The sequence below is a fragment of the Cohnella nanjingensis genome (assembly GCF_014212125.1).
GTDB classification, from domain to species: Bacteria; Bacillota; Bacilli; order Paenibacillales; family Paenibacillaceae; genus Cohnella; species Cohnella nanjingensis.
The window spans coordinates 17,834-44,171 of record NZ_JACJVP010000040.1; the positions used below are offsets into that span (position 1 = coordinate 17,834).

Sequence of the window (26,338 nt, forward strand, 5' to 3'; positions counted from 1 at the left end):
GCTCGCGATCAAGAAGTATGTTGTAGCAGCTCTCGTAATCTTGAAAGGTTGCCGACGTCATGTACTTTTCGATTTCCTTCAGCGGTATATGGGTTCGTTTGAGACGGGTGATGAAGATCAGACCGTCGAGATGCCGCTTGTCGATCTTCAGGAGCTAAGCGCCCGGTTGGTCTCCCGCGGCCTCGACGGGTTCCGGGAGGGGTCCGGCGCCGCCGTCCGTTAAACGCATCAAGTCCGTACCCGTTTCGACAGGGTCATTCTTGGCGCGGGCATCGCGCACTTCCCGCCATAATAGCCAGAACATCCACGCGAGTAGCGCTGCATTGACGACCGCGACCCAAGTGTACCCGCCACCCAACACGTTGCTGTTGGCGCTGCCGCCGCGGATGCCGCCGAACCCGCCGATCGCGTCCCAGCCTTGGCCTTCGGTCCCGTTAGCGGGAAAGCTCCCGTCGGGCCAACCGCCGCCGGTTCCTCCGCCGCCGCCGTTCGCGAACCCGTCGCCCCCTTGCCATCCGCCGCCCTCGCCGCGCGCGCCGCCGCTCATGCCTCGTCCTTGCCCCATGCCGCGGCCCTGACCGCCGAACCTGCCGCCGGGGCCGCCCCCGCTGCCGGCCTGCAGCACGACGGCCAGATTGATCAGCGTCGTCGCCGTTAGGCCTGCCGCCGCGACGGCCCACCGCCAATCCATCAGCACGGCGAAGATCGCGATGACGAGCGCGGGCAGGCCGTACCGCTCATGCATTTCGGTCGGCAGCATGAAGAAGGCGAAGCCGATCGCGGCGGAGGCGCGCAGCAGCACGGATTCCGCGCCCGCGCCTCTGCGAATCGCCAGCGCGACATAGGCGCAGACCGCCAGCGCGGCGGCGGCGAACAGCGCGAGCCCCGCGTCCCGCAGCGTCACCGCGCCGAACCAGACCTGAGTGTCCGGCTCCCCCGGTCCGACGCCGAGCAGGTTGTACCAGATGTTCATGGCGTTAACCGTCACCCCCGTGAACGATCCGACCGCCCCCGTATAGGCCTGCGCGAACATCCGCCCGAGCGCTCCTTCGGCTGCGAAGTAAGCCGCCGTGACCGCCCAGGGCGCGGCGAAGCCTCCCAGCCATAACGGCAGATGCCGCCAGCGGCGTTCGCGCAGCAGCACGACGAGCAGATACGTTCCGAGGACGGGGAGCACCGTCACCGCTTGGAACTTCGCGAGCAGGGCGAGCGCCATGCACAGCCCGCTTGCCCAAGGCCGGCGAACCGCCGTCATCACGGCGAGCAGCATCAGCATGCCGTGCAGCATCTCGACCTGTCCCCAGACGGCGCCGTCCGCCAACATCGCCGGATTGAACGCGAACAGCAGCAGGACGAAACAGCGCCATCTCACGTCCGCGATCCGCCTTGTCAGCCGGACCGCCAGCGTCATCGCCGCGAGATCGATGAGCAGGATCAGCATCTTGAACGACAGCGCGCCGGCCGCGGGCACGACGCCGAACCAGCCCGCCGCCCGGGCGTAGCCGTCCATGAGCAGCAGGAAAAGCGGCGGGTAATTGATGCTGCCGTTAGAGAGGTAAGCGCCGGCCAGGCCGTGCTGGCGGATGGCCTCCATCCATTGCACGAACAGCATCTGATCCGTTCGGAAGCCGGGCAGACGGTCGGCCAACACGAGGCGCAGGACGAAGGCGCAAGCGACAAGGATCGCCGCGTAGAGGGCAAACCGGTTGCGGGCCGCGCCCGCTTCGGCGTTGAGATTCATGGCATGTGCCTCCTTCATTCGGACTTGCGGGCCCTCAGTATGGCACAGCAAGCTGAAGCGGCGATGAACGCCTCCTGTGCGTTTGCTGAAAGCCGGACTCCCCGCCGCCGAGCGGGCCGAATGAACATTCCGCGCGTCCGGGAGTTGAAATGCGGCGCCCGAACGTTTATCGTAATCTCATGCGAATCGCGGAAAGGCGCCCTTGCGCGCTTTCTAGAACGGACAAAAGGAGCACGGACATGGCCATCAACCGCAGGTTAGTAACGGATCAAGACTTCCAGGAAGCGCTGGACAAGCAGCTGCGGATGCGCGTCTTCAAGGACGACCACATCGTCGATACGGGCGGCGTCATCCTGCGCTTCGACGAGCGTACCGTCGTCATTCAGTCCGGCGTCAGCGAGATCGCTTACCACGTGCGGACCGAATGCGAGTTCTTCGAGCTGAAGAAGCGCTAGACCGCTTGCGGCCCGAACCCCCTAATCTCGAAGAGCCGGTTCTTTTCCTTGCGGGAAAGGACCGGCTTTTGCTGTACCTCACGGACTTGCCGCCTCATTTTTTCGCCTAATTTTATCCATACGCGCGCCTCCATCCGCATATCTATGTGCTATACCAAGGAGGCGAGCAACATCAAGAAGGCATTTGCGCTGTACGCGATGATCGCGCTGCTGCTCCTCTTCGCGTTCCCCTCAGGCGCCCGGGCGGCCGCCGCAGCCGGTCAGAAGCTGGATGCCAAGTACGCGCAGGAAGCGCAGTTCATCGTGATCGACAAGTCCGACAACCGGCTCTCGTATTACGAGAAAGGCAAGCTCGTCAAATCGTTCCCCGTCGCGACCGGCAAGAAATCCACGCTGACGCCCGAAGGTCTGTTCACGATTCACGAGAAAATCAAGAACCGTCCTTACTACAAGGAGAAAATCAAGGGCGGAGACCCCCGCAATCCGCTGGGCGACCGCTGGTTGGGTCTAGAAGTGACGCTTAAAGGCGGCAAAGTCTCTTACGCTTATGGCATCCACGGCACCAACAACGAGAAGTCGATCGGCAAATACGTGTCTGCAGGCTGCATCCGCATGCACAACAAAGACGTCCGTTGGCTGTACGACACGGTGAAAACCGAGACCGCCGTCCTCATCCGAAAATAGCTTTCTTAATAGGCTTGTCTATGCCTAGTACAGCTCTAGTTAGACGCCGAAATTTTCGGTTTTTACCGGCTTGACGCCCGTCGAACGGGTGGTGTATAGTGAACGCACATCACCGATTTTTCATCTTTTTGAACAGTGGGAAGCACCCGCGAGCGAGGCCTTTGGGCCGGCTTGCCGGGTGCTTTTTTGCTGCAATCTTATTCATGAAGGAGCGGAACGGAATGAAGATGAGATGGACATGGGCCGGAATCGCGCTGCTGATCTGGATGGGCGTCCTGCCGGGGGCGGCCGGAGCGTCCTCGTACGAGCTGAGCGCGACGGCGAAGACGAGCTTCGCCAAGATGAAGGCGGCGGCCGATGCGCCGCTCGCCGCCAAGCTGGGCGCGCAGTACGACGAGCTCGGCGCGCTGCAGAAGCAGGCCGAGCAGTGGGACGCGCAGATCAAGGCGCTCCACGACCGCAACGACGCGGCGGCCGCGGATGTCCGCAAGCTCGTCTCGCGCATCGACGCGGACAAGATCGCCAAGCTGGACGCCCAGGTGAAGCAGGCGAAGGAACGGTACAAGCCGTTGTTCGCGAACTACGCCGCGCTGAACGACAAGATCTCGGCCGTGCGTCCGCTGAAGAACAAAGAGCTGAACGCCCTGCTCAAACTGCAGGCGAGCACCATGAAGGTGTCGGTGCAGCTGGCGCGCGACGAGATCCGGGTGAAGGAAGCCGCGCTCAAGGCGGCGAAGGCGTCGGCCTCTGCCGGCGCCAAGAAGGTCCGTACCGCGCTCGCGGAGACGGACCCGCTGAAGACGCGCATCCAGTCGGAGAAGAGCGCCGCGTCCGCCGCGAAGAAGTCGTTCGCCGCCGTATGGAAGACGTTCAACGCCGCCGTGAAGAAGCAGGACGCCAAAGGCGCGAGCGATTCGCTGGCCACCCTGCTAACGCTGGCCCGGCAGACGAACGACGCCAAGGCGAAGCAGCATGGGCTGGAGCAGAAGATCGCCGAGACGATCGCGAAGTCGAAGTCGCTGCTGGCTTAGGAGGAAAAAGGCCGCCCGGGCCTGAGATGCCGGATCGGGCGGCCTGCTTGGATCGTTGAAGGACATGTGAAGTAGCTTCGGCACGCTCGCGACGTCGATCCCGAATCCCCACAGCACGACGGCGTCTACGGTTGGCGTCGAAAGGCTATGTCGAGCGGAAGACCGCACCCAAGGAACGCCCGCGTCAATCTCCTGCAGATCACCCCGCCCGTGCCGCAGCTGCTGAAGGAGATCCGCGAGGCGCGCGCCGGCTTCTACGCCAATCTCCTGACCGAATGGCCCGAAGCGGACTGCCGCGCGTTCGCGGAATTGCTCCGGCAATTCAACCGGACGACGGAGCGCCGCATGCAGCGCAAGAGCGACGGCTAATCCACCTGCAGCCTACCGCCAATCGCCCCGGTCCCGCGCCTTCACCTGTTCGACGAACAGCTTCATGAGCGTGGGGTATTTCCGATGCGTGGCCCGTCCGAGGGTCAAGCCGTACAGCCAACCGAGGGGGCCGCGGAAGTCCAATTCGTGCGCAATCTCGAGCTCGCCGTTCTCCGCCTCGCGGAACGTGCGGTGGAATTCCAACCGCGCGCCCGGCATGGGCACGACGCAGGTATAGCCTCGCGCGGGTTCGATCGCGAGAATGCGGAATATCGACCAGACGCCGCCTTTCTTCGACTTCATTCGTCCCTCGGCGCCGACGGCGAAGCCGCCGTCCAAGATTGCCTCTTCGAGCTCCGTATCCCACTTCGGCCAGGCCGGCACGTCGGCCCATGCCTCCCACAGCGCTTGTTTCGATACCGCGACTTTCGCCTGCGTCTTGAATTTCATGATCGTCGATGCCTTCTTTCTGCTCTCTGTCTAAGTTAGCTTGCCCTTCGCCGCCAGTTGGCCCGCCTTGGGCCTGGGAACCGCGCAGGATGCGTGCCGGGTCGCGTCTCCGTCGACCAAGGCTTGTCCAACCTGCCCGCGAATCGTATGATGAAGGGAACGACAACTAAGAATTTGGAGAATGCCTTCTTATGAAAATCCGCAACTGGGATACCAATCTGAAGATTCGCTTAGGCGGAGAATTCATCAATAACGTCATCTTCTGGACCTTCTTTCCCTTCCTCGCGATCTACTTCTCCGAGGCGTTCGGCAAGGGATTGACCGGTCTGCTGCTCGTCCTGTCGCAAGTGCTCTCGGTGATCGCCAATCTGCTGGGCGGATACTGCGCCGACCGGTTCGGCCGCAAACGGATGATGGTCATCGCCTCGTTCGGCCAAGCGGCGGGCTACGGCTTGTTCGCCTTGGCTTCCACGCCGTGGATGGCCTCTCCGGCAGCAGCCTTCGCCGGATTCAGCGCGGCCAGCGTCTTCGGCTCCCTGTACTGGCCGGCGAGCCAGGCGATGGTCGCGGACGTCGTCGAAGAGCGGCACCAGTCCCAAGTGTTCGCCGTCTTCTACTCCTCCGTCAACATCGCCGTGGTCATCGGACCGCTGCTCGGCTCGCTATTCTATCTGAATCATCCGTCCCTCGTGCTGGCCGCAGCCAGCGCGTGCTGCGTCGGGGTGGGGCTGCTGCTCGGCAGCCGCTTGCGGGAGACGGCGCCCCGGATGGACCGGGCCGCTGCCGCCTCGCCGGCAGGCGGTCCCTGGTATCGCTTCCTGGTCGCCGAGCTGCGCCAGTACCGGATCATCGCCTCGGATCGCGTCTTTCTCCTGTTCATCGTTGCCGGCGTGCTGGTCGGACAGACGTTCCTGCAGCTTGACCTGCTTTTCCCCGTCTTCATCGAGGAGACCGTCGAGCGTACGGCCGTGTTCGCCTACGGGGACTGGCATTGGCAGCTTAGCGGCCAGCAGCTGTTCGGGGCGATCGTCTCGCTGAACGGCTTCCTCGTGGCGCTGTTCACCGTCTCGGTCACCCGAGGACTCAATGCCCTGCGGGATCGCTACGTCTTCGTGGCGGGCGCCTTGATCTATGCGGCGAGCATCGCCTTGTTCGGACAGATGACGTCCTTCTGGGGCTTCGTGTTCGTGATCGTGCTGTTCACGCTCGCCGAACTCATGTCCGCCGGACCGCAGCAGACGTTCATCTCGCGGCTCGCGCCGGACGATATGCGCGGCCAATACTTCGCGGCCTCCAGCCTGCGCTTCACGCTGGGCCGGACGATCGCGCCGCTGTCGATCCCGCTTAGCGACTGGATCGGCTTCCCTTGGACCTTCGCCCTGCTCGCGGCGCTTGCGGTCGCCGCCGCAGCGCTCTACAATCTGATGTTCCGTTGGCACGAACGGCCGGCCTCCCCGCGGCAGTCGCCGGGAGCCGCGCCGCACGGCTGATCCGCAGCGTCTCGCGCGGGCGTCTCGCGCGGGCGTCTCGCGCAGGCTTCTCGCGCCTGCCTCTTTCATGCGGGCAGCGCGGAGAGCGCCGGACCGTGCCGGATCCTCCAACCCGCCCCCGGATCGGCGCACGCAACGTTCACGGGAGCAGCGTGACGCCCGTCAGATCGACGCCTGCATCGCGCAGCGGCGCATACGTCGCCCAATCCATGAACGCGCCGTCGAAGCGCGCCTGGTCCGCCCGCGGATCGAACTGGGCGACGACCAAGCCCTTGCGGCGGCGGACGAACAGATGCCCGTGCCGCTGTCCGAATCTGAACGAGACGTGCCGGAAGGTCGTCCCTTCAAAGGAAGCGCCCGACAAGCCGGCATGCTCGAAGACGGCGCCCGAGATCGTCTGGCCGTCGAAGCGGACGCCGTACAGATCGGAGAAGACGAAGTGCGTCCGGTCCAGCGCGTTGTCCCGGAAGATCGCGTCCCGGAGGCTTGTCCTGGCGAAGTGTACCCCCGTCAGACCGGCGCCGGCGAAGTTCCCGTTCCGCAGGTTGCAACCGTAGAAGGAGCCGTCCGAGAGGTCCTTGCCCGCGAAGTCCGCTCCCTCCAGGTTGCATCGATGCCAGACCCTCTCCGCCACCCGGGGATCCCGGCCATCCGGACGAACGGGCCCTTCCGTCGTCTGCCGCATTTCTCGGCGCCCCAAGCCGTACGGATCGCGCTTCGGCAGTTCGTTCATCTTCGTTTCCACCTTTCTGTCGTACCCTCTTGCTGCGCTAGCCTCTAAATTATACTACTACATCGCGGAATGAAGACGCTTTCCATCGCTTTTTGGGACTATTTAGCTACTGCGCCGCCGGCGGCAATCGGATAGGATGAGGAAGACATAGGCCATTAGAAAGGAAATTGGAATGAATATGCTCCGCAAAAGCCTCACGCTGACCTCGCGGGCGATATTGGCGGCGGGCGGCATTCTGTTCGCGATCGCGCTGGCCGCCTCCCTCGCGAACGGGTCGGCGCTCTTCGGCTCGCCGCTGAAGATCGGCGCCGCCGCCCTATCCTCGGCGGGTCTTATCTTGTTCATGGGCGCCTTGGCGAATCGTTATCTGAGCCGCTCCGGGTTCCTGGCGGTCCTGCTCGCGCTGGGGCTGGGCCTGCGGCTCGCGTGGATCTTCTGGATCGATACGCCGCCCGCGTCGGACTTCGCCTTCATGCACGCGGCCGCGATGAACGCGGCGAGCGGCGACTATTCGTTCGGAGACGACGAGTACTTCCGCAGCTGGGTCTATCAGCTCGGCTTCACGATGTACGAAGCGCTCGTCATCAAGCTGTTCGGAAGCTCGCTGATCGTCCTCAAGCTGCTGAACGCGCTTTTTGGCGCGGGCACTTCCGTCCTCGTCTACGGCATCGGCAGACGTCTCTTCAACGAGTTCAGCGGCCGAACGGCGGCATTGCTGCATGCCTGCTATATTCCGCACATCCTCATGTGCTCGGTGCTGACCAATCAGCACCTCTCGATCTTCCTGTTCACGCTCGGCTGCTGGCTCGTCTTGAACCGGGGACTCGACGCGAAGTTCCGCTGGATCGGCATCGGCCTCGCGTTCGGGCTAGGCAACGTCATGCGGCCGCTCGGCAGCATCTTCCTGATCGGGTTCGCCGCGTATGTGATCCTCTTCGAGCTGCTGCCTACGCTTCGGACGGCCAAGCGGATCGTCATCGCCAAGGCGGCAGGGGTCCTGGGCGTCTTCTATCTCGTACAGATGCTCGTCAGCTACGCGCTCATCGCCGGCGGCGTCACGGAGTACAAGCTGTCCAACCGGGAGCCTTACTGGAAGTTCATGGTGGGGCTGAATGCCGCGACGGACGGCGGCTGGTCGATGGAGGATGCCAAGCTCGCCGCGCGGTATCCGCTCGGGGAAGCGAGGAACGAGGCGGAGCTCGCGGTCGTGAAGATGAGGCTGTCGGACAAAGCCGAGGTGGCGGCACTCATGGCGCGGAAGCTCGTCCTGCTCTGGGGCGGCGCCGATTCGGCTACGATGTGGAGCCTAGGCGAGATGGGCAAGCCCGAATTGACGCGCCTGCTCGATCAATGGGAACGAACGATGTATGTCGCGATGAGCGCCTTCGGCGCCTGCTCGCTGTTCGTGCTGCTACGGCGCGGCGAGACGCGCGGACCGCTCTTCCTCGTTCTGCTGTGGCTGGGCTATGCCGCGGTTCATCTGGCGATCGAAGTGCAGACCCGGTATCGCCTGGACTTCATGCCCGTCTTCATCCTACTGCAAAGCTATGGCGCGTATGCGCTGTATGAGAGAGTCCGGCCGTTCTTCTCGCTAGAGGAGCAGGCCCGGCCGGGACGCGGCGTTCCGATGTGAGACGCCGTCCCGCAAGTCCTCTATACATGCGAAAAACCCGACCGCGTACGGTCGGGTTTCGCTTATTTAAGGGCGAATGCCGCTTAAATTACAGTTTTACAACGTTCTCAGCTTGCGGACCGCGGTTGCCTTGAACCACGTTGAACTCAACGCGTTGGCCTTCGTCCAGCGTCTTGAAGCCTTCGCCGACGATTGCGGAGAAGTGAACGAATACGTCGTTGCCGCCTTCAACTTCGATGAAACCGAAGCCTTTTTCTGCGTTGAACCATTTAACTGTACCTTGTTGCATGTGTATTACCTCCAAAAAATGTTTTTCTACATGACCTTTTATTTCGCTTGGAAAATAAAATTCACATATTGTACAAGGTTATTGCGCCTCAAAATAATAACCCTCTACAATATGTGAACTCAGGTCAAGATTTAGATTAGTGTCATCTTATCATATCTTGTCCGAGAACGCAAACGGGATTTTATTTCTAATTGGGCAAGCAAAAGGGCGAGCGGATCTCCGCCGTCTGCACGCGCATGGTCCGTTCTCGCGGCGGCGCTCAACCCTAACTTAACCACAATAGGCATTTTTTAAACAGGAGATCTCGAAAAAAAATCGGCTGAGCTCCCTGCGCCCAGCCGAATCTCGTTAGGCCAAAGGAAAATGGCAGGCGACCTGCCGCCCGGGAGCGATCGTCGCAAGCGGCGGTTCGTCGGTCCGGCAACGCGCCTGGACGAATGGACAGCGCGGATGGAACCGGCATCCGGAGGGCGGATTGGCGGGCGACGGCACGTCCCCTTGCAGCACGATCCGCTCTCGCTTGCGCGTCAGAGACGGTTCGGGAATCGCGGACAGCAGCACCGCGGTATACGGATGGAGCGGGCGCGCGAACAACGCGTCCGTCCCGGCTACCTCTACCATCTTCCCCAAGTACATGACGCCGACGCGGCTCGCGATATGACGCACGACGTTCAGCCCATGCGCGATGAACAGATAGGTCAAGCCGAATTCCCGCTGCAGCTTCATCATCAAGTTGAGCACTTGGGACTGCACGGACACGTCTAGCGCCGATACCGCCTCGTCGGCCACGATGAACTTCGGTTCCAGCGCGATCGCTCTCGCGATGCCGATCCGCTGGCGCTGCCCGCCGGAGAATTCGTGCGGGTAGCGGTTGCGGCGGGTCGCGTCCAGCCCCACCATCTCCATGAGGGAGACGACCCGGTCGTCCCGGTCCGCGGCCGACATCCGCCGATGAAGCCGCAGCGGCTCCCCGATCAGATCGCGGACCAGGAACCGGGGATTGAGCGAGCCCATCGGATCTTGGAAAATAATCTGCATCTCTTCGCGCAGCCGCCGAAGCTCCCGGGCGCCGGCTTGCTGGATATCCCGTCCTTCGAACCGGACTTCGCCGGCCGTAGCCCGCTGCAGATGAAGCATGACCCGGCCCAGCGTAGACTTGCCGCACCCCGATTCCCCGACCAGGCCGAACGTCTCGCCGGCATGGATGCCGAAGGAGACGTCATCGACCGCCTTCACGTGCCCCGCTACCCGGCCGAACAGCCCGCGGCGGATCGGGAAGTGCTTCTGTACCTGCACGGCTTCGATCAGATAGGGCTGCTCCGTCACGTCATCACCTCCGGCATGTCCGTCAGCCAGCATGCGGATCGATGACCGTCCGCCGCCTCGAGCAGCGGAGGCTCTTCTCGCGCGCAGTTCTCCATCGCGTAGGGGCAGCGGGGATGAAACCGGCAACCGCCAGGCAGCTGTTCGATGCGCGGGATGCCCCCCTTAATGGTATAGAGCTCCGTGCCGCGCTCTCCCGTCGTCCCCGGAATCGATCGCAGCAGCCCGATCGTATAGGGATGGCGCGGGCGTTCGAAGATCGCGGCCGCCGTTCCCTCCTCCACGACGGCGCCTGCATACATGACCGCGATCCGATCCGCCATCTCCGCCGCGACGCCCATGTCGTGCGTAATGAGCAGGATGGACGTCCGCAGTTCCCGCTTCAGCCGCTGAAGCAGCTCCAGAATCTGCGCTTGCACGGTGACGTCGAGCGCGGTCGTCGGCTCGTCGGCGATGATCAGCTCCGGATCGCACGCGAGCGCCATGGCGATGACGACGCGCTGGCACATGCCGCCGGACATCTCGTGCGGGTATTGACCCGCCCGCATCTCGGGATCGGGGATGCCGACCAGCCTCAGCATATCGACTGCCTTCCGCCAAGCCGCTTTGGGGCTCATCCCCTTATGGACGCGGAGGCTCTCCGCGATCTGATCGCCGGCCGTGAATACGGGATTAAGCGCCGAGATCGGATCCTGGAAGACCATCGTCAGCCGGTTGCCCCGGATTCGCATCACTTCGCGCTGGGGCAACTCGGTCAGATCTACGCCGCGGAACCGGATCTCGCCTCCGGCGATCGTGCCGCCCGAATAATCGAGCAGCCGCATGATCGCGAGCGACGTCACGCTCTTGCCGCTGCCCGACTCCCCCACGACGCACAGCGTCTGTCCCGCTTCGAGCGACAGGGAGACGCGGTCGACCGCCCGCAGGAAGCCTCTCTCCGTGTGAAAGCCTGCCGTTAATTCCCGAACTTCGAGGAGTTTCTCCGCCAACGCCCCCACCCCCTTCGCGCGATCGCCGCTTGCTTGCGGGGATCCATCGCGTCCCGCAAGCCGTCGCCTACAAAATTGACCGCCAATACGACGAGCAGGATGCAGAGGCCAGGGTAGACCGCTTGCAGCGGATCGACCAGCATGAACTCCTGCGCGTTCGACAGCATGAGTCCCCAGCTCGTCTGGGGGACCTGTACGCCCAGCCCTAGGTAGGACAAGGCAGATTCGCCCAGAATGGCGTACCCGACCATCAAAGTCGCGTTGACGATGATCGGCGCGGACGCGTTCCGCAGCAGATGGCGGAAGATAATGCCCGCATCCGACACGCCGATCGCCCGGGCGGCCTCCACATACTGCATCTCCCGCAGCTGCAGGAAGGTGCCGCGAACCAGCCTGGCCACGCCCATCCACCCGGTGAATGTCATGACTAGTATCATGTAGGAGAATTCCGAACCGAAGATCGCCAAGATCAGAATGTTGAGGAAGAGCAGCGGTATGGCGTTCATGACGTCGACCAGCCGCATGAAGCAGGTGTCGAGCCATCCGCCGAAGTAGCCGGAGACGGCGCCGATCAGCGTCCCGATGGCGACGGAGGCGATGGCGACGCTGAATCCGACTAGCAAGGACACCTGGCTGCTATAGAGCAGCCGGGAGAAGATATCCCGCCCCAGCTCGTCGGTGCCGAGCAGATGATCTCCCGTGCCGGGCGGCAAGTTCGGAAACATCATGTCGATACGGGTGGGGTCGTACGGCGCAATCCATCGGGCCGTCAAGGACGCGATTACGAAAACGGCCATGATGGCGAGACCCGCCACGGCGAACCGGTTGCGGGAGAACTGCCGCCACCCGGCTTGCCACAAGCCTGGAGGGCGCCTATCCGCTCGCGCGCGTTCGCCGGCTGCGCGGACCGGCGCGGTTGAAGGACTCATGCCGCCGCGCCCCCCTTCCGGCTCAGCTTCACCCGCGGGTCGACCAGCGCGTACAGCAAGTCCGCCACGAAGTTGCCGACGATGACGAACACCGCCGTGAGGAGCGTAATCGCCATCAGGACGGAGTACTCGCGCGCGACGGCCATCTGCACGAACAGCCTGCCCATGCCCGGCCAGTTGAACACGTTCTCCGTCAGCGCCGCGCCCGCTACGAGCACCGGCAGATCAAGGCCGAGCACCGTGATGATCGGGATCAATGCGTTCCGCAGGGCGTGCCGGAAGACGACCCGGCCTTCCCCGAGCCCCTTCGCCCTCGCCGTTCGGATATAGTCCTGGTCCAGGACTTCGAGCATGCTCGAACGGGCGTACTTGACGTAACTGGCTAGAAATCCGATCGTCAGCACCGTTACCGGAAGCATCAGATGCAGCAGCAGGTCTCCGATCTGGCCCTCTTTGCCCATCGTCCACATGTCCGACAGCGGCAGCAGGTTCCACTTGAGCGCGAACAACTCTTGCAGGATGATGCCGAACCAGAACGTAGGCATCGCAAATCCGATATAAGCGATGAAGGAGGCCGTCTGGTCGGACAACCCGTATTCGGATGTGCTATTGTAGATGCCCCAAGGAAGCGCGATCAGGAGGGTAAGCAGCCAAGCCGCCCCCATCAAGACGAGCGTGTGACCTACGGTTGGCCAGATGATCTCCCCGACGGGAATATGGTTCTTAAAGGTGTATCCCAAGTCTCCGCGCAGCAGATCGCCGATCCAGTTGACGTATTGCACCGGCAGCGGCCGGTCCAATCCCAAGTTATGCTCCTGCACCTTGGCCGCCGCTTGCGACAGATTCGGAGACAGATAGATTTGCTTCGGCCCTCCGGGCGCCGCGTGGATGAGGATGAAAGTAACGACCGTAATCAGCAGCAGGATAAGGACGGATTGCAGCGTGCGTCGGATCAGGTACTCGGTCATTGCGGCATCCCCCTATACAAGTAAAAACGGCTTCGACATCCTCGGAAGAGGGCGAGACGTTTTTATCGGAGACCATTTAGAAATGGATAAGCGTGTGAAACTTACAAATTCGAAATGGTCAAGTAAAAACGGCTTCGCCGTCCCCGGAAGAGGGGAAGGACCGTTAGGACCTTCCCCCGGTACGCTCCCAAGATGGCGCGACAGTCGTCGTCCGATCTAGAAGATAGAGGTTTTTACTTAGGGGTGACCCACCAGTTGATCGCATGGAAGAGATAGCCATAGGCGAGCGACGGTTCCGGACGATCCGCTTCCGCATAATGAATGGTGGCGTCCAACGCTTGCGGCAGCCCGTATTGATACAGGAATACATAGGGCAGATCGGTGGAGATCTCTTGACCCGCCTCCGCGTAGATCTTCTTCCGCTCGTTCTGATCGATGACCGAGTAGCCCCTCACCCACAGATCGTCCAGCTTCTCGTTCTTGTACCAGCCTGCGTTCTGTCCGGCCGGCGGGAAGTACTTGGAGGAGAAGATGCTCTCCCCGTTGGGATCCGGATTCGTGAGCGACCAAGACAGGAGCAGCGCCTGGTACTTGCCGGGGGTCACATTCTGATCGATCCAGGCGGAGAATTCGATGCCCTTCGGCTTCACGTCGATTCCGACGTCCTTCAGGTTCTGCTGGATGACGGCGGCCACCTGCTCCCGGCGGCTATTGCCCGCATTGTATTGCAGCTCGAACGAGAATTTATGTCCGTCCTTTTCCAGAATGCCGTCTTTGTTCGCCTTCCAGCCGTCGTCCGCCAGCAGCTGTTTTGCCTTCTCTGCGTCGTAGTTATAGTTGACCGCCCGATCTCCGGGATCCGCCCAGGATCCCGGCAGGAACGGCGAGTTCATCAGCTTGCCCGTCCCTTTCAGGATGTTGTCGACCATGCCTTGGCGGTTCAACGCATAGGCGATCGCTTGGCGCGTCTTTTGCCCCTTGAACGGCGAATATTTGTCCGGGAAGTTATCGTCCTTGAAGTTAAACGACATGTACTCGTACTGAGGCCCCGGGGCGAGGATGACGTTCAATCCCTTCTGCTTCTTGACCGTATCCAGCATGGTGAGCGGGACGGCCTCCGTCATGTTGGTGTCGCCCTTGAGCAGCGCCTGAACCTCCGTGTTCTGGTCCGCATAGATCTTGTAAGTGATCTTCTGAATATGCGGCTTCTGCGCCCCCCAGTAATTCGGGTCGGCCTCGAACGTCAGATATTGGCCGTGCTCCCAAGCCGTCCACTTCCAAGGGCCGTTCGTGACGGTCTTCGCCGGATCCGAACCGTAGGCGTTCTTCTCCAACCCCTTGAGCGGAACGTCCTTGAGGACGTGCGCGGGCGCCAGCGGCGTGAACAGCGAGTACAGGAACGGGGAAAATACCTGCTTCAGCTTGATCTCGACCGTCTGGTCGTCGATCTTCGCAACGGTGTCGATCTTGTCGACGTTGCTGATACCAGGGGAGCCCGCTTCCGGATTCTTCATCGTGTTCAAGGTGAACGCGATATCGTCCGCCGTCACCGGTTGCCCGTCGCTCCATTTGGCGTTCGGCTTCAGCTTGACCGTATAGGTGAGTCCGTCCGCGCTAATCGTCGGCAGTTCGGCCGCGAGCGACCACGGCTCCGCGACGACGTTGCCCTGGCGGTCGAGATCGTATAAGTTGGCGAATACGATGCCCTGCGCGTCGCCGGACGCGGTGTCTTGGACGTAGATCGGGTTAATCGAGACGATATCGGAAAAGGAGCTGATGACGATGCTCCCGCCGTCCACCGGTTGATTGGCGTCGGGGGGCGCGCTTGCCGATGCGGAAGGGCTGGGGGAAGCGCTGGCGGAGGGTGAAGCGCTTGGGGATGAGTCGGAGGCCTTGGAGCCCGCTCCGTTGCACCCGGCGAGCAGCGCTCCGGCCAAGGCGAAGACGGATAGGCACATCGTCAACTTATTCTTGCTTTTCATGGGTCCCACTCCTCGATTCGATTTTCCATTCGATGAAGGAAGCCGAACGACAGATCTGCCTTGCAGTTTTGCCGATGGGTTAGAACCGCCATGATGTTGTTATGTATGTCTATCTAACACATCTTATTATCATCACACCTCCTGCCTCGATAATTCCATATTTTAACACCGATAATATCTTTATATCCATCCGTATTTTTAATTTTTAGACTATTTTTAATTTTTCGTCAATAATTTACGGAGTCAATATTCATCGCCCTTTATCGTATATGGGGTTAAGGGTTGGGCGATACCTTTGCGTCATCAGCCGTGCGCCGCCTAAAGCTTAAGCGAGTACACCAGAATCATATCGACCAGCGCCACCGCGGCGAAGGCCGCAGCGAGCCCCGTCCGTCCGGAAGCGTACAACGCAGCGGCGCTCAGCCCGAACACCATCAGTTGGAGAACGGCGCGCACCGGGATCGTGACGGGGAAGGTCGCTTTGGGCGCGATGAACAGTCCCCAAACGACGGCCGTGAGCAGCGGCGTTCCGATCCCGAGGAGAATCCGAATCGCAATTCCCTGCTTCACATGAAATCCCCAATAGCCAAGTCCGGCCAAAGCCGCCAGTTCCACCAAAAAAAGTACGCCTAAAATGACCGCTTGAATCGCCATCATCGCGAATCCCTCCATAAACTAATGTTATTAGTTTTAATATAACTAATGTCATTAGTTTTTGCAAGCGGGAATTCGGAAAAGAGCCGTCAAAGCTCTCTTCCTTTCCTTTTCTCCGCCTCATGCAGGAAGGGGATGACCCGCCGCAGCTCGCGCCGGTGCGTATAGGCCATCAAGAGGAAGTTCGCCAGCCAGAACAGCAGCACCGAGCCGGGATAGCCCCGCAGCGCCAGATACCCCGCCATCGGGAGCATTCCGCTCACCACCTGCAGCGCGTCGGACTGCGGCGATGCGGCGGTCCGGCGCCGGAGGGATCTGTCCAGCGCCATCGCGATGGCGAGCACGACAGCATACGCTATCGAAGCTTCGAACCCCGTCAACGCGCTCCAGACGCCGAACGTGACCGCGATCGCCTTGCCCCCTCTTCCCTTCAGGAAGGGAGAGAAGGCGTGCCCCAGGACGGGCGCTAGCGCGACGGGCACCATAGCGTAACTGGACGCGTAATCGTCGTTGGCCCGAAGGAACAGCAGAACCGGCACATACCCTTTCAGAAAGTCCAGCGCGATGCCCGCGATCCCGAGCGGCATGCCGGCGGCGCGCCACAAGTTCAATCCGCCCGGATTGCCGTCTCCGACTTCCTTCAGATCGCGGCGGGCGATCCGTCCCAGCGCGTAAGAGAACATGAGCGAGCCCGATACGAACGAGGCGATTGTCCATAGGATGATCATCGGCGCTGCCTGCCTCCCACTTCGATCTGCCTTCCTTTCCACGTGACGTGGCCCCGGAAGACAACCTTGTACGCGGAATAGATCATGACACAGAGGAAGAACAGCGTAGACAGGAGATGCACGATCGGCACCGCCTTGCCGAATCTTCCGACATACCGGATGAAGTAGAAGATCTGAAGGGTGTAGAGCATATAGCTTGCGCAGAGCGGGATCCACCCTTGGGCCGGCGCGAAAGGCGCGCAGATGAGCCCGATCTCCGCGCCGATGAGACCGACGATCCAGAGGGCGACGAGCAGGACGGTGAGGCCGCTCAACTTGGACGTGCTGAGGAGTGCTCCCTTGCCCAGCCCTTGGATGGCGCTGCGGATGCCGTGCGGATACATGCGGAAGCTGACCATGCCGGCCCCGAGGAAATTGGTGACCCGGATGCCGGCCTCTACGTATTGGGCGCCGAGGCTTAAGTCTTCGAGCACCTCGGACCGGACGCCGTCGTGGCCGCCCGCCCGCTCGTAGTCCGCGCGCGTCGTGAGGATGCAGGAGCCGTAGAGCCCGGTGCTCCGATTGCGCTCGAGGAAGGAAGTGAAGGCGAACACGCCGAGGATGTTGATGATAAGCGCCAGGCGCTCGTAGAATCGGCCGGCCGTATGGTAAGGGACGACCGAGACGACGCCGCCCGTCCGCTCTCTCGCCTGCACGAGCGAAGCCAGCGCCTCGGGGACGAGCCGAATATCCGCGTCAAGGAAGGCAATCAGGTCGCCGGTCGCATGCGCGTAGCCGTTGCGGACCGCCCAATTCTTGCCCGTCCAGCCGGGCGGGAGCGGCGTATTGGCGATGACGGTGGCGCCGTAGCGCCTCGCGATCTCGTACGTCTCGTCGCCGGACTCGTCGTCTACCACGATGACCTCGAACGGACGCAGCGTCTGGACTTGCAGACAAGCGAGCAGATCGGGCAAATTGAAGGCTTCGTTGCGCGCCGGGATGATGACGGACAGCCTCCTCGGCTGATCCGTCTCCGGGCCGGCTTCCGCGTTAGCGACGATCGTATGGCGCCTGAACAGGACGAACCCGGACAGTACGCCGACGGCCAGCAAGGCCGAGACCCACCAGATCCACATGACGCATCTCCCCCTATCCGCACCGGTTCGCATCGAGCCTCCGTCGATTGGCAGCAGGCTTCCGTCCCGCGAAGACGTGGCGGGTGTTTTTCATTATATTCGGACAACGCCCCGATGCATGCTACAAAAACGATTCATGACCTTTGCGGGCCGCAGCGATGATGCAACGCATGCAATAGGCGATGAAAAGATGGGCTCGCATAGCAGCCGAGCATGCGACTCTGTAGTTGTAAACGCGCAACTTTTTTCTTGCGGATGAGCCTCAAAGTGAGCAGTACTTGTAATCGTACAACTTTTTTTCTGAAGATGAGCCTCCCGTGAACAATCGTTGTAAACGTACAACTTTTTTCCCGGGAATGAGCCTCAAACGGAGAAATCGTTGTAAACATACCACTTATTCGGCCGTTTTCGGCCTGTTTTTCGATTTTCTTCGGAAAAAGTTGTACTTTTGCAAGAGATGGTCCCTTTAACGCCGATTACGGCTAGATAAGTGGTACGAATACAACTTTTGGGAGCGCGGTCCCCACTGTAGAGCAATCACTCATCGGGACTGCCGAATGAGGCGCAAAAGAGAATGCCCGTTTGTACGTTTGCGCTTTGAATGCGATCATGGCCGGACCATTTCGTAAAAACCATCCCCAAGACGGCGGCACCTTCACCAATGGCGGTGTCATCCTTCACCATATAGGCGGCATCCATCCCACTACGGCGGCATCCTTCCTCGCTACCGGCGGCATCCTTCCTCACTACGGCGGCATCCATCCCACTACGGCGGCACCCTTCCCCCGCTCTGCGGATTCGAGGAGGAATACGGACCCAATGGGGAGAAGCCATTAGAGCGAGCGCTGTATAAGCTAATTATTCGTCTTCCAATCCAATAACCCTCCCTTATGCGCGCGCATAAGGGAGGGTTATCGAAGGGGTGAGTCCGTTTATGAAGCTTGTCGTGAGACTGGCGGTTGCAGTCATTACGATCGTTAATCTCTCGCTGATCGTTTATATGGTCAAGTACTACGGCACGTTCGGCTCGGAAGAGAGAACGTACAAGACTTGGACGTGCGCATTCTTTCTCTGCACCAATCTCTACTATCTCATCCGTTACAGAACGATCCTGTTCGGGCAACGGAAAAAGAAGGCGGACAGCGGTCCCTAGGTCACGGCTCCTCGAACGGCCGCCAAGCCTCGCTGGCGTCATCGGTCGCGGAGACCTGCAAGACCGACAATCCGTCACGCCCCTCCCCATGTACCGTAACGGAAACGATGCCCGATAGGTCGATGCCCGCGGCTTTGGCCAACGAGACGTATACGGGATACCGGGCATACGTCAGGATGCGATGCGTGCTCATCGTCCAGACCTGACCGTCCGCATCCTCCAACGAGACGTCGAAGCCGATCTGCGACTGGTCGTCATGGACGTCGAGACGCAGCCAGGCGTAACCCGACAGATCCGCGGCCGAGCCCAGCGCGAGCTTGAATTCGCCCGCTCCGTCGGCAGCGACGTGATCAACGCCATCAGGACTCCCGCCATCGGGACTCCCGCCCTCACGACTGCTGCTCTTGGGACTCCCTCCCTCAGGACTCCCGCCATCGGGACTCCCGCCATCGCGACCGCCGCCATCAGGACTGCCGCTCTTGGGATTCCCGTCCCCGCGCGTCCAGAGCGTGGCGGACGGTCGCCCGTCTCCCGAAGCTTCGCCGCCCAGCGCCGTGAGCCGCGCGTAGTCCGCCGCGATCGCGGCGGCGACGGGCTTCGCTTGCTTGCGGTCCATGCGGTACGCGCCGAACGTGTCGATCCATTGGTTGTGGTTCACGTACCAGTCGTACATGATCCAGAAGTCGACGCCCGCGACGAACCCGTTCGGACTCGCCGTTCCGGCCGGACTGAGCGTCGCCTTCTCCATCATCGCCTGCATCGTCTCCTCGTACGTCTGAGACTGCGCCGGCGCTTCCGCGTCCCCGTCTCCCGTCCAATGCCCGAACTCGGTGTTCAGGATCGGCTTGTCCGGGTAGGCTTCATGGGCTTTCTCGAGGAATTGGCGCGTGCCTTCGTAATACGTGCTCCCGTGGAAAATGCCGAAGTACATCGTCCAGCCCGCGACGTCGAGCGGCGCCATCGAGGGGTCCTCCGGACCCGGCTGGTCCGCCGCCGCGCTCTGCGTGATCAGCCGGCCGTCGTCGTAGTTCGTCCGGAGATCGTTCACGAGCCGCTCGTTGTACGTCAAGCGAAGGGCGACCTCCTTGGATTCGTTCTGCGTGCTCCAGAGCAGCACCGACGGACGGTTGTACTGCGAAAATACCATCTCCCGCCACATCTGGTCCGCGAACCGCCGTTCCTCCTGAATCCGATAGTGCGCCGTCTCGAACTGCCAGAGCGGAATCTCGCTCATCGCCGCGAGTCCGAGGCGGTCCAGCGCGAGATAGGTATACACTTGGTTCGGATAATGACCCGTCCGCACCATATTGGCATGCTGCGCTTGGATCTGCCGCAGATCCGCCAGGATGCGGTCCCACGCCGCGGTCCGCCCCGTGTCCGGCCACTCCTCGTGCCGCGCGATGCCGGCGAGGAACGTCGGCTTCCCGTTAAGCAGGATGTTCGCCTGCTTCGTGCCCAGCGTCCGGATCCCGAACTGCGTGTCGAACCGGTCGCCGCCGCCCGCCCCGGCTCCTTCCGCATCCGACAGCTCGAACGACGCGACATACAGATTCGGCGTCCGCATCGACCACAGCTTCGGCTCCGCCACCTGCACTTGATAGGAGAGGACGCGAGCTTCGCCGGGCTTCAACGCAACCACGGATTCGATCGGCCGATCGGTCGCGGCGGCCGCGCCTCGAATCCCGGACGCTTCGGGCGACGTCCAATAGGCTGCAGACTTCGGATCGGCCTCGTAGATCGCGCCCTTGAGCGCGACGTTCCGCGGCTTGTCTCCCCGATTCGCCACCACCACCCGGATGTCGAGCTTGCCGTCGGTGCTCCGCGGCACGATGTCCGCCCGCGCGATCTGCGCGGCGTCCGTCTCCTCCACGTACAGATCCTGCAGGATGCCGGTGTAGTTGAAGAAGTCCGTGCCCGCGACGGCCGGAATGATGTCGTCCCGGCTCCCCCACGGCGGGTTGTCGACCCGCACCCGAATCTCGTTGTCCCCCTCGCGCAGGAAGGGCGAGACGTCGAAGGCGAACAACGTGAAGCCTCCCTCGTGGTAGCCGATCCAATGACCGTTGATCCAGAAGTCCGAGACGTAATTCACGCCGAGCGACTTCAACGTATACGCGCGATCTCGGCTATAGCCGTCCACGAGGAACGTCCGGCGATACCAGACGCCGTCTTCGAAAGTCTCCGCAGCGTTCGCCGCCGCCTCTCCGGTCAGCCGATTCTCCGGCGCGGGCAGCGTCTTCGGCTCCCACTCCGCCCTGCTTTCTCCGGCGAGATAGTCGGCCTCCCGTTTCTCCAGTTCGGCGAGCCAGGCTTCGGTACGCGGCTGCATCGAGAAGCCGTGATCCGCCTCGAATCGGCGCTTCTCCCACTCGCCGGACAGCGGCACGGTCTTGCGGCGCTGCGGTTCGAACGAGGGGACCGGCAGGCCGTTCTGGAACGGCACCTGCGTCCCGTCGATCGCTTGCAGCGAGAACGTCGTCTGCAAGAAGCCTTCCTGCGAAGTGTGCGGAATCGGATTCAGCGCGGCCCTCGCTTCCTGCCCGCCTCGGATTCCCTGTTGTTGAATAGCCAGTATGATTCCTCCTCCCGCCACGATGGCCGCGGCCATCCATCGCCATACCTTTTTCTTGCCCGGCGATTGCCCGTTCCCCATAGGTCGTTCACGGCTCCATTCCCGTCATTCCCAAAAGCCAGTCAATAGCAGGGGGATGAGAGGCCCGCGCGAGCAGGGCGCTTCACATCCCCCAACCTGAAATCTTATGGATGACGATTATTGGATTCCTTTTTCATCGTAATATTTGGAAGCTTCCGTCTTGATATAGTCGACGATCTTGTCGACGCCGGCTTTCTTCAACTGATCGCGGAACGTGGCCAGCGATTTGTCCGGGTCCTTCACGAGGCCCATCATGAGCGGCTTGCCGTACTGCTCGAACACCTGATTCACGGCCGCCTGCTGCGACTTGACCGGCGCATAGTCGAGCAGCACCGGCGAGAAGATATTCGGCTTGCTCTCGGCCTTGAACTCCGCGAGCAGCGCGTCGAATCCGGTCCAGCCGGCGGCCTGCTTCTCGCGGGACATGCTCTCGATCCGCCAGCCCCAGCTGGCGATGTCGTAGCCTTTGAAGTCCTTTTTCCCCTCCATGCCCTTCGGCGGCTTGACGATCGATTTGCCGTCGTCGGCGATCGAGTAGTGCGTGCCTTCGATGCCGTAGGTCAACAAGTCGTAATACTTCGGATCGTTCCGCAGCTTGTCGAGCACCATCAGCGTGCGCTCCGGGTTCGGCGCGCTCTTCGGGATCGCCATCGCGTTGTTCACGGACAGCGTCGGCATCGCGTAGTTGTGGAAGCGCGTGAACGGGAAGTAGCCCATCTTGATATCCGGCTTGTTCTTCTCCATGTCGGTAATGTAGCCGCCCGCGCCCGGCGCGTTCCGCCAGTAGACGGCGCCCGTGCCCACCTTGATCGCGTCGCCGGCCTCCTTCTGCGAAGCCAGAGAGTCGGACGTCCAGAAGCCTTTGTCCGCCCACGTCTTCATCCGCTTGACCCACGCTTCGAACTCGTCCGTGAACGGGTAGGCGACGATGTCTCTCGGCGCATCGTACGACTTGGCTACGACGACGCCGCTGTCGCCGCCGATCTGCTCGTAGCCGCTGTAGCTCTTGAACAGGGTATACGCTTCGTTCCAGGCTTTGCCGTTGATCGGAGTGACGTCCGGCTTCGCCTTTTTTACACCGTCCAGATAGGCTTCAAGCGTGTCCAGATCCTTGATCTCCGGCAGGTTCAGCTCCTGGCGCCAGTCCTCGCGGTAGACCAGCCCGTCGGGCGTATACTCCGGATACGTGGCGGGGACCGCATAGATCTTGCCTTTGACCGTCGCTTCGGTCCAGTCCTGCTGCGGCACCTTGTTCCAGGTCTCGGGCGCGTACTTCGGCAGCAGATCGTCGAGCGGCAGGAAGGCGCCTTGGTTCGCGAACTTGTAGTAGTCGGCCCAGGTAGAGGCGAACAGCATATCGATCTTCTCGCCGCTCGCGAGCAGGAGGTTGTACTTGGTCTGCCAATCGTTCCACGTCGTGAAGTTGAACTTGACCGTCGTGTTCAGATCCTTCTCCAGCAGCTTGTTAAACTCGGCGTTGACCTTGGCGGATTCCGAACTGGCGTCGCCCAGCAGATACCAGACGAGTTCGACTTTCTTGGACGTATCGGGCTTCGCCGCGTCGCCGCCGGCCGACGGCGAGGCCGAACCGGAGCTAGAAGGCGAACCCGAGGGGGATGCCTGGCTATTGCCGTTGTTGTCCGAATTGCCTCCGCAAGCCGCCAGTACGGTGCCGAGCAGCGTGAGCGAGAGCAGCAGAGAACCTGTTTTCTTCATCTGTGGGTTCAAAAATGACCCCTCCTCATAAAGGATGAACTGTCTATGTTAGCCGGCGTCCCGGTTCTAACCTTTGACTGCGCCGATCGTGAGACCTTTGACGAAGTACCGCTGCACGAACGGATACAGGAAGACGATCGGACCCGTGACGATGACGGAGGCCGCCATCTTGAGCGTCTCGGCGGGCGGCTTCATGTCCGCGGACAGGTTCGCGGCGACGTTCGTCTTCAGGACGGCCGCGCTGGCCAGAATCTTGTAGAGCAAGAACTGCAGCGGGTATTTGTCCTCCGAGGTGATGAAGAGATTGGCGTGGAACCAGTCGTTCCAGTAGGACAAGGCCATGAACAGGCCGATCGTCGCGAGGCCCGGCGTCGACAGCGGGAGGATGAGCCGCCAGTAGATCCGGAATTCGCCCGCCCCGTCGATCTTGGCGGATTCGGGAATGGATTCCGGAATAGACCGCATGAAGTTCTTCATCAGGATGATGTTGAACGCGCCGAGCAAGGAAGGCACCAGCAGACTGAGATAGCTGTCCTTCCAGCCGAGATACTTCACGATCATGATGTACCAGGGAATGAGGCCGCCGCTGAACAGCGTCGTGAAGTAGATGAAGAACGCGAGTCCGTTGCGCAGCTTGAAGTCCTTGCGCGACAGGACGAAGCCCGCCATGGAGGTGACGAACAGGCCGATGACCGTGCCCGCGACCGTCAGCGCGATCGTCACCTCGTAGGCCCTGAAGATCTGCGCCGGGTTGCTGAAGGCGGCCTGGTAAGCCTCTACGGAGAGCCGGTCCGGCCACAGCTTGAAGCCGTCCTCGATGATCTCGAGCTCCGAAGTGAACGAGCCCGAGACGATCACCCAGAAGGGCAGCAGGCAAGCGAGCGTGAGCAGGGTCATGACCGCGAAGCCGAGAACGTTGAAGGCAACCGTCGATTTTTCCGTTTTGATCTTCATGGTCCGCTCCTCCTAGAACAGCGCGTAATCGTCGCGGGTTCTCCGTATGATGTAGTTGACCGTCAAGACGAGCGCCAGACCGAAGAACGATTGGTACAGCCCGGCCGCGGTCCCCATGCCGATGTCGAAGTTCACGGCGAGCGCGCGGAACACGTACGTATCGATGACGTCCGTCGAATCGAAGAGCATGCCGTTGTTGCCGATGATCTGGTAGAACAGGTCGAACTGGCCTTTGAGGATGCCGCCCAGGCTGAGCAGGATGAGCAGGATGAAGGTCGGCACGAGCATCGGGATCGTGATGAAGCGGATACGTTGGAAGATGTTCGCCCCGTCGATCTTCGCGGCTTCGTGGTATTCGTCGCTGATGCTCATGATCGCCGCGAGGTAGATGACCGTACCGTAGCCGAGCCCCTTCCATACGCTGAAGAAGACGATGATGTACTTCCACGGCGCCGTGTGCATGTAAAAGTCGTAGGGCTGCATGCCGAGCTGCTCCAGCAGGGTGTTGACCAGCCCGTTGTTCGTGCTGAACAGGTTGAATACGAAGGCGCCTACCAGCACGAACGAGACGAAGAACGGCAGGAACATGATCGACTGCGACGTTTTCTTGAACCATCTGCCGGGCAGCTCGCTGAGGAATACCGCGCTCATCACCTGCAGGACGTTGCCGATGAGGATGAAGGCGATGTTGTAGAGGATCGTATTCTTCGTCAAGTTCCACAGCGTGCCGGATTCGAACAGAAACTTGAAGTTGTCCATGCCGACGAACGGGCTCTTGAACAGGCCGCCGTCGAAGCTGAAGTTGGTGAAGGCGAAGTATACCCCCACCATCGGAGCGTAGGAGAACAAGACGAAGAACAGCAGCGCGGGGAGAATCATGAGCACGAGCACTTTGTTCTTGCGGATCTCCCGGAACAGACCGGACATTCGGGCCACCTCCACGGTGCGGTAGGAATAGGTTCAAAAAATGTAATCGATTACTTTCTGTTGCGCGAAGAATCCCGGATCAGCAGTTTGGAATCCACCTTGAACGTGCGCTTGTCGGCGAACGCGTTGTCGTTGAGTTGATCGATCAGCTTCTCCGCCAGCAGCGCTCCCATCGTATACTTCGGCTGGTCGACCGTGCTCAGCCTCGGCGTCACGTACTTGGAGATCCGGTTGTTGTCGACGCCGACGACGGCCATCCGAGCGGGAATCTCGATGGACAGCGCCTTGCACGCCTCGTAGACGCCCAGCGCCATCTCGTCGTTGGCCGCGAAGACGGCCGTGAAGCCGATGTCCTTGGCCATGAGCCTCCGGAAGGCTTCGTTCCCGCCGATCTCGTTGAAGTTCCCGTTCTCGATCAGCTCGGGGATGAACGGCAGCCGGGCATCGCGGAGCGCCTTCAGATAGCCTTCGAGGCGTTCGTAGCTGTCGACCGCGTCCGCATAGCCGCTTAGGAACGCGATACGTTCATGTCCCTCCTCGATCAGATGGTGCACGACCTCGCGGGAGGCCTTAACGTTGTCCGTGTAGATGCACGGCACGTTCGGATGATCGATGTAGCGCCCGACGATGCCGATCGCGCAGCCCATGTCGGCGAAGTCCCGGATCTCCTCGTTGCCGAGCAGCGGGGTCACCAGGATCATCCCGTCCACCGTCCGGTTCAGGAGGAGCGACATATATTCGCGTTCCTTCTCCTTGCGGTTCTGCGCGTCGCAGATGAGGATGTTGTAGTTCAGGCCGTTGGCCGTGTTCTCGATCCCCTTGATGATCTCCGCGTAGTAGGAGACGAGAATGTCCGATACGACGACGCCCAGCGTCATCGTCTTGAGGGACCTCAGATTTTTGGCCGACGCGTTCGGCGCGTAGTTCATCTCCTTAATGGCGCTAAGGACGCGCTTCTTCGTCTTGTCGCTCACCGCGCTGCTGCCGTTGAGGACCCTGGAGACCGTGGCGACGGACACCTTGGCCTGCCGGGCCACGTCGATCATTTTGCTGTCGTTCATGCCTTTCACTTACTCTCATGTATGATTTAAGCGCTTCCATGAAGTGATTATAGGGGATATTGTAATCGATTACAATCATTTTTTGCACTCCATCATGAAAATATTTCTTAGTAAAATACCGAGCGTTTAGAAAACTCCAATAATTATAGGGATTATCAAGGGTATGAGCCACCTCGCCCCCTATAGACAAGGCGACCCGTTATGAAATCGAATACATTTCAAAGTGACAAAATAGGCCGCTCTTGCAACATCTGCAGGGCGACCTTTCTCGCCCGGTACGCTTAACGAAGGGTAAATAAACTACCTACATT

Annotated in this window: 25 protein-coding genes; 7 read left to right on the forward strand and 18 right to left on the reverse strand. The window is 61.1% G+C overall.

Translation table 11 applies throughout. The features are described 5' to 3' along the window. Positions 1 to 154 precede the first annotated feature (154 nt). Positions 155 to 1,741, reverse strand: a complete 1,587-nt coding sequence (locus H7C19_RS35325; protein ID WP_185671403.1) for a putative hexosyltransferase — start codon at positions 1,739 to 1,741, stop codon at positions 155 to 157. Positions 1,742 to 1,980: 239 nt separating this feature from the next. Between H7C19_RS35325 and H7C19_RS22905 the strand changes: the two genes are divergently transcribed. The 4 genes from H7C19_RS22905 (at position 1,981) to H7C19_RS22920 (ending at position 4,280) form a co-directional block, all read left to right on the forward strand. After that, positions 1,981 to 2,196, forward strand: coding sequence for a hypothetical protein (locus H7C19_RS22905; protein ID WP_185671404.1), 216 nt, complete (start codon positions 1,981 to 1,983; stop codon positions 2,194 to 2,196). A gap of 144 nt (positions 2,197 to 2,340) precedes the next feature. Then, a complete protein-coding gene (locus H7C19_RS22910; RefSeq protein WP_313731962.1) occupies positions 2,341 to 2,880 on the forward strand; it encodes a L,D-transpeptidase in 540 nt (179 codons plus the stop codon). Between the two features lie 227 nt (positions 2,881 to 3,107). Beyond that, positions 3,108 to 3,911 (forward strand): hypothetical protein, encoded by an 804-nt coding sequence (locus H7C19_RS22915; protein WP_221469421.1) that lies wholly within the window; start codon positions 3,108 to 3,110, stop codon positions 3,909 to 3,911. A gap of 147 nt (positions 3,912 to 4,058) precedes the next feature. After that, positions 4,059 to 4,280: a winged helix DNA-binding protein gene (locus tag H7C19_RS22920; protein ID WP_185671406.1), complete on the forward strand. Its 222-nt coding sequence runs from the start codon at positions 4,059 to 4,061 to the stop codon at positions 4,278 to 4,280. Positions 4,281 to 4,292: 12 nt separating this feature from the next. Here the strand turns inward: H7C19_RS22920 and H7C19_RS22925 are convergent, their stop codons facing one another. Next, positions 4,293 to 4,730, reverse strand: a complete 438-nt coding sequence (locus H7C19_RS22925) for an SRPBCC family protein (protein ID WP_185671407.1) — start codon at positions 4,728 to 4,730, stop codon at positions 4,293 to 4,295. Positions 4,731 to 4,921: 191 nt separating this feature from the next. Between H7C19_RS22925 and H7C19_RS22930 the strand changes: the two genes are divergently transcribed. Then, positions 4,922 to 6,220, forward strand: a complete 1,299-nt coding sequence (locus H7C19_RS22930; protein WP_185671408.1) for an MDR family MFS transporter — start codon at positions 4,922 to 4,924, stop codon at positions 6,218 to 6,220. 139 nt (positions 6,221 to 6,359) lie between these two features. Here H7C19_RS22930 and H7C19_RS22935 read toward each other — a convergent pair whose 3' ends face one another. After that, positions 6,360 to 6,953 (reverse strand): pentapeptide repeat-containing protein, encoded by a 594-nt coding sequence (locus tag H7C19_RS22935; RefSeq protein WP_185671409.1) that lies wholly within the window; start codon positions 6,951 to 6,953, stop codon positions 6,360 to 6,362. A 178-nt stretch (positions 6,954 to 7,131) separates the two neighbouring features. On the opposite strand from H7C19_RS22935, the gene H7C19_RS22940 reads away from it, so the two are divergent. Further along, the gene (locus H7C19_RS22940; RefSeq protein ID WP_185671410.1) at positions 7,132 to 8,586 is read left to right on the forward strand and encodes a glycosyltransferase family 39 protein; all 1,455 of its coding nucleotides are present in this window, start codon (positions 7,132 to 7,134) and stop codon (positions 8,584 to 8,586) included. Positions 8,587 to 8,674: 88 nt separating this feature from the next. Here H7C19_RS22940 and H7C19_RS22945 read toward each other — a convergent pair whose 3' ends face one another. From H7C19_RS22945 to H7C19_RS22985, 10 genes are all read right to left on the reverse strand, one after another. Then, a complete protein-coding gene (locus H7C19_RS22945; protein WP_090575021.1) occupies positions 8,675 to 8,875 on the reverse strand; it encodes a cold-shock protein in 201 nt (66 codons plus the stop codon). A 348-nt stretch (positions 8,876 to 9,223) separates the two neighbouring features. After that, positions 9,224 to 10,201 (reverse strand): ABC transporter ATP-binding protein, encoded by a 978-nt coding sequence (locus H7C19_RS22950; protein WP_313731968.1) that lies wholly within the window; start codon positions 10,199 to 10,201, stop codon positions 9,224 to 9,226. Then, positions 10,198 to 11,187, reverse strand: a complete 990-nt coding sequence (locus tag H7C19_RS34950) for an ABC transporter ATP-binding protein (protein WP_246469693.1) — start codon at positions 11,185 to 11,187, stop codon at positions 10,198 to 10,200. Before H7C19_RS34950 ends, H7C19_RS22950 begins: the two co-directional genes overlap by 4 nt. Next, positions 11,154 to 12,116, reverse strand: coding sequence for an ABC transporter permease (locus H7C19_RS34955; protein WP_246469694.1), 963 nt, complete (start codon positions 12,114 to 12,116; stop codon positions 11,154 to 11,156). The genes H7C19_RS34950 and H7C19_RS34955 overlap by 34 nt, the downstream gene beginning before the upstream one ends. Next, positions 12,113 to 13,084: an ABC transporter permease gene (locus H7C19_RS22960; protein ID WP_185671413.1), complete on the reverse strand. Its 972-nt coding sequence runs from the start codon at positions 13,082 to 13,084 to the stop codon at positions 12,113 to 12,115. The genes H7C19_RS34955 and H7C19_RS22960 overlap by 4 nt, the downstream gene beginning before the upstream one ends. Before the next feature lie 233 nt (positions 13,085 to 13,317). Next, positions 13,318 to 15,066 (reverse strand): ABC transporter substrate-binding protein, encoded by a 1,749-nt coding sequence (locus H7C19_RS22965; RefSeq protein WP_185671414.1) that lies wholly within the window; start codon positions 15,064 to 15,066, stop codon positions 13,318 to 13,320. A gap of 318 nt (positions 15,067 to 15,384) precedes the next feature. Next, a complete protein-coding gene (locus tag H7C19_RS22970) occupies positions 15,385 to 15,723 on the reverse strand; it encodes a YrdB family protein (RefSeq protein ID WP_185671415.1) in 339 nt (112 codons plus the stop codon). Between the two features lie 86 nt (positions 15,724 to 15,809). Beyond that, a complete protein-coding gene (locus H7C19_RS22975) occupies positions 15,810 to 16,448 on the reverse strand; it encodes a glycerol-3-phosphate acyltransferase (protein WP_185671416.1) in 639 nt (212 codons plus the stop codon). Then, positions 16,445 to 17,563 (reverse strand): glycosyltransferase, encoded by a 1,119-nt coding sequence (locus tag H7C19_RS22980; protein WP_185671417.1) that lies wholly within the window; start codon positions 17,561 to 17,563, stop codon positions 16,445 to 16,447. Before H7C19_RS22980 ends, H7C19_RS22975 begins: the two co-directional genes overlap by 4 nt. A 537-nt stretch (positions 17,564 to 18,100) precedes the next feature. After that, complete coding sequence (locus H7C19_RS22985) at positions 18,101 to 18,262, reverse strand: hypothetical protein (protein WP_185671418.1); 162 nt, start codon at positions 18,260 to 18,262, stop codon at positions 18,101 to 18,103. A 223-nt stretch (positions 18,263 to 18,485) separates the two neighbouring features. Between H7C19_RS22985 and H7C19_RS22990 the strand changes: the two genes are divergently transcribed. Continuing rightward, entirely contained in the window at positions 18,486 to 18,716 is a 231-nt protein-coding gene (locus H7C19_RS22990) for a hypothetical protein (protein WP_185671419.1), read from the forward strand. A 1-nt stretch (position 18,717) separates the two neighbouring features. Here H7C19_RS22990 and H7C19_RS22995 read toward each other — a convergent pair whose 3' ends face one another. The 5 genes from H7C19_RS22995 to H7C19_RS23015 form a co-directional block, all read right to left on the reverse strand. Next, on the reverse strand, positions 18,718 to 21,369 hold the full coding sequence (locus H7C19_RS22995) for a glycoside hydrolase family 2 TIM barrel-domain containing protein (RefSeq protein WP_246469695.1): 2,652 nt from the start codon (positions 21,367 to 21,369) through the stop codon (positions 18,718 to 18,720). Between the two features lie 117 nt (positions 21,370 to 21,486). Next, positions 21,487 to 23,097 (reverse strand): extracellular solute-binding protein, encoded by a 1,611-nt coding sequence (locus tag H7C19_RS23000; RefSeq protein WP_376775399.1) that lies wholly within the window; start codon positions 23,095 to 23,097, stop codon positions 21,487 to 21,489. A gap of 54 nt (positions 23,098 to 23,151) precedes the next feature. Then, positions 23,152 to 24,039 carry a carbohydrate ABC transporter permease gene (locus tag H7C19_RS23005; protein WP_185671420.1) on the reverse strand — a complete coding sequence of 296 codons (888 nt, stop codon included), beginning with the start codon at positions 24,037 to 24,039 and terminating at the stop codon, positions 23,152 to 23,154. Positions 24,040 to 24,051: 12 nt separating this feature from the next. Continuing rightward, the gene (locus tag H7C19_RS23010; protein ID WP_185671421.1) at positions 24,052 to 24,966 is read right to left on the reverse strand and encodes an ABC transporter permease; all 915 of its coding nucleotides are present in this window, start codon (positions 24,964 to 24,966) and stop codon (positions 24,052 to 24,054) included. A gap of 50 nt (positions 24,967 to 25,016) precedes the next feature. Beyond that, on the reverse strand, positions 25,017 to 26,027 hold the full coding sequence (locus tag H7C19_RS23015; RefSeq protein WP_185671422.1) for a LacI family DNA-binding transcriptional regulator: 1,011 nt from the start codon (positions 26,025 to 26,027) through the stop codon (positions 25,017 to 25,019). Between the last annotated feature and the right edge of the window lie 311 nt (positions 26,028 to 26,338).

What these genes read in the sequence shown, in the direction of transcription:
- H7C19_RS35325 (WP_185671403.1), bottom strand. Translation starts at nt 1,741, where the DNA reads ATGAATCTCAACGCCGAAGCGGGCGCGGCCCGCAACCGGTTTGCCCTC.
- H7C19_RS22905 (WP_185671404.1), top strand. Translation starts at nt 1,981, where the DNA reads ATGGCCATCAACCGCAGGTTAGTAACGGATCAAGACTTCCAGGAAGCG.
- H7C19_RS22910 (WP_313731962.1), top strand. Translation starts at nt 2,341, where the DNA reads ATGTGCTATACCAAGGAGGCGAGCAACATCAAGAAGGCATTTGCGCTG.
- H7C19_RS22915 (WP_221469421.1), top strand. Translation starts at nt 3,108, where the DNA reads ATGAGATGGACATGGGCCGGAATCGCGCTGCTGATCTGGATGGGCGTC.
- H7C19_RS22920 (WP_185671406.1), top strand. Translation starts at nt 4,059, where the DNA reads ATGTCGAGCGGAAGACCGCACCCAAGGAACGCCCGCGTCAATCTCCTG.
- H7C19_RS22925 (WP_185671407.1), bottom strand. Translation starts at nt 4,730, where the DNA reads ATGAAATTCAAGACGCAGGCGAAAGTCGCGGTATCGAAACAAGCGCTG.
- H7C19_RS22930 (WP_185671408.1), top strand. Translation starts at nt 4,922, where the DNA reads ATGAAAATCCGCAACTGGGATACCAATCTGAAGATTCGCTTAGGCGGA.
- H7C19_RS22935 (WP_185671409.1), bottom strand. Translation starts at nt 6,953, where the DNA reads ATGAACGAACTGCCGAAGCGCGATCCGTACGGCTTGGGGCGCCGAGAA.
- H7C19_RS22940 (WP_185671410.1), top strand. Translation starts at nt 7,132, where the DNA reads ATGCTCCGCAAAAGCCTCACGCTGACCTCGCGGGCGATATTGGCGGCG.
- H7C19_RS22945 (WP_090575021.1), bottom strand. Translation starts at nt 8,875, where the DNA reads ATGCAACAAGGTACAGTTAAATGGTTCAACGCAGAAAAAGGCTTCGGT.
- H7C19_RS34955 (WP_246469694.1), bottom strand. Translation starts at nt 12,116, where the DNA reads ATGAGTCCTTCAACCGCGCCGGTCCGCGCAGCCGGCGAACGCGCGCGA.
- H7C19_RS22960 (WP_185671413.1), bottom strand. Translation starts at nt 13,084, where the DNA reads ATGACCGAGTACCTGATCCGACGCACGCTGCAATCCGTCCTTATCCTG.
- H7C19_RS22965 (WP_185671414.1), bottom strand. Translation starts at nt 15,066, where the DNA reads ATGAAAAGCAAGAATAAGTTGACGATGTGCCTATCCGTCTTCGCCTTG.
- H7C19_RS22970 (WP_185671415.1), bottom strand. Translation starts at nt 15,723, where the DNA reads ATGATGGCGATTCAAGCGGTCATTTTAGGCGTACTTTTTTTGGTGGAA.
- H7C19_RS22975 (WP_185671416.1), bottom strand. Translation starts at nt 16,448, where the DNA reads ATGATCATCCTATGGACAATCGCCTCGTTCGTATCGGGCTCGCTCATG.
- H7C19_RS22980 (WP_185671417.1), bottom strand. Translation starts at nt 17,563, where the DNA reads ATGTGGATCTGGTGGGTCTCGGCCTTGCTGGCCGTCGGCGTACTGTCC.
- H7C19_RS22985 (WP_185671418.1), bottom strand. Translation starts at nt 18,262, where the DNA reads ATGGATGCCGCCTATATGGTGAAGGATGACACCGCCATTGGTGAAGGT.
- H7C19_RS22995 (WP_246469695.1), bottom strand. Translation starts at nt 21,369, where the DNA reads ATGGGGAACGGGCAATCGCCGGGCAAGAAAAAGGTATGGCGATGGATG.
- H7C19_RS23005 (WP_185671420.1), bottom strand. Translation starts at nt 24,039, where the DNA reads ATGAAGATCAAAACGGAAAAATCGACGGTTGCCTTCAACGTTCTCGGC.
- H7C19_RS23010 (WP_185671421.1), bottom strand. Translation starts at nt 24,966, where the DNA reads ATGTCCGGTCTGTTCCGGGAGATCCGCAAGAACAAAGTGCTCGTGCTC.
- H7C19_RS23015 (WP_185671422.1), bottom strand. Translation starts at nt 26,027, where the DNA reads ATGAACGACAGCAAAATGATCGACGTGGCCCGGCAGGCCAAGGTGTCC.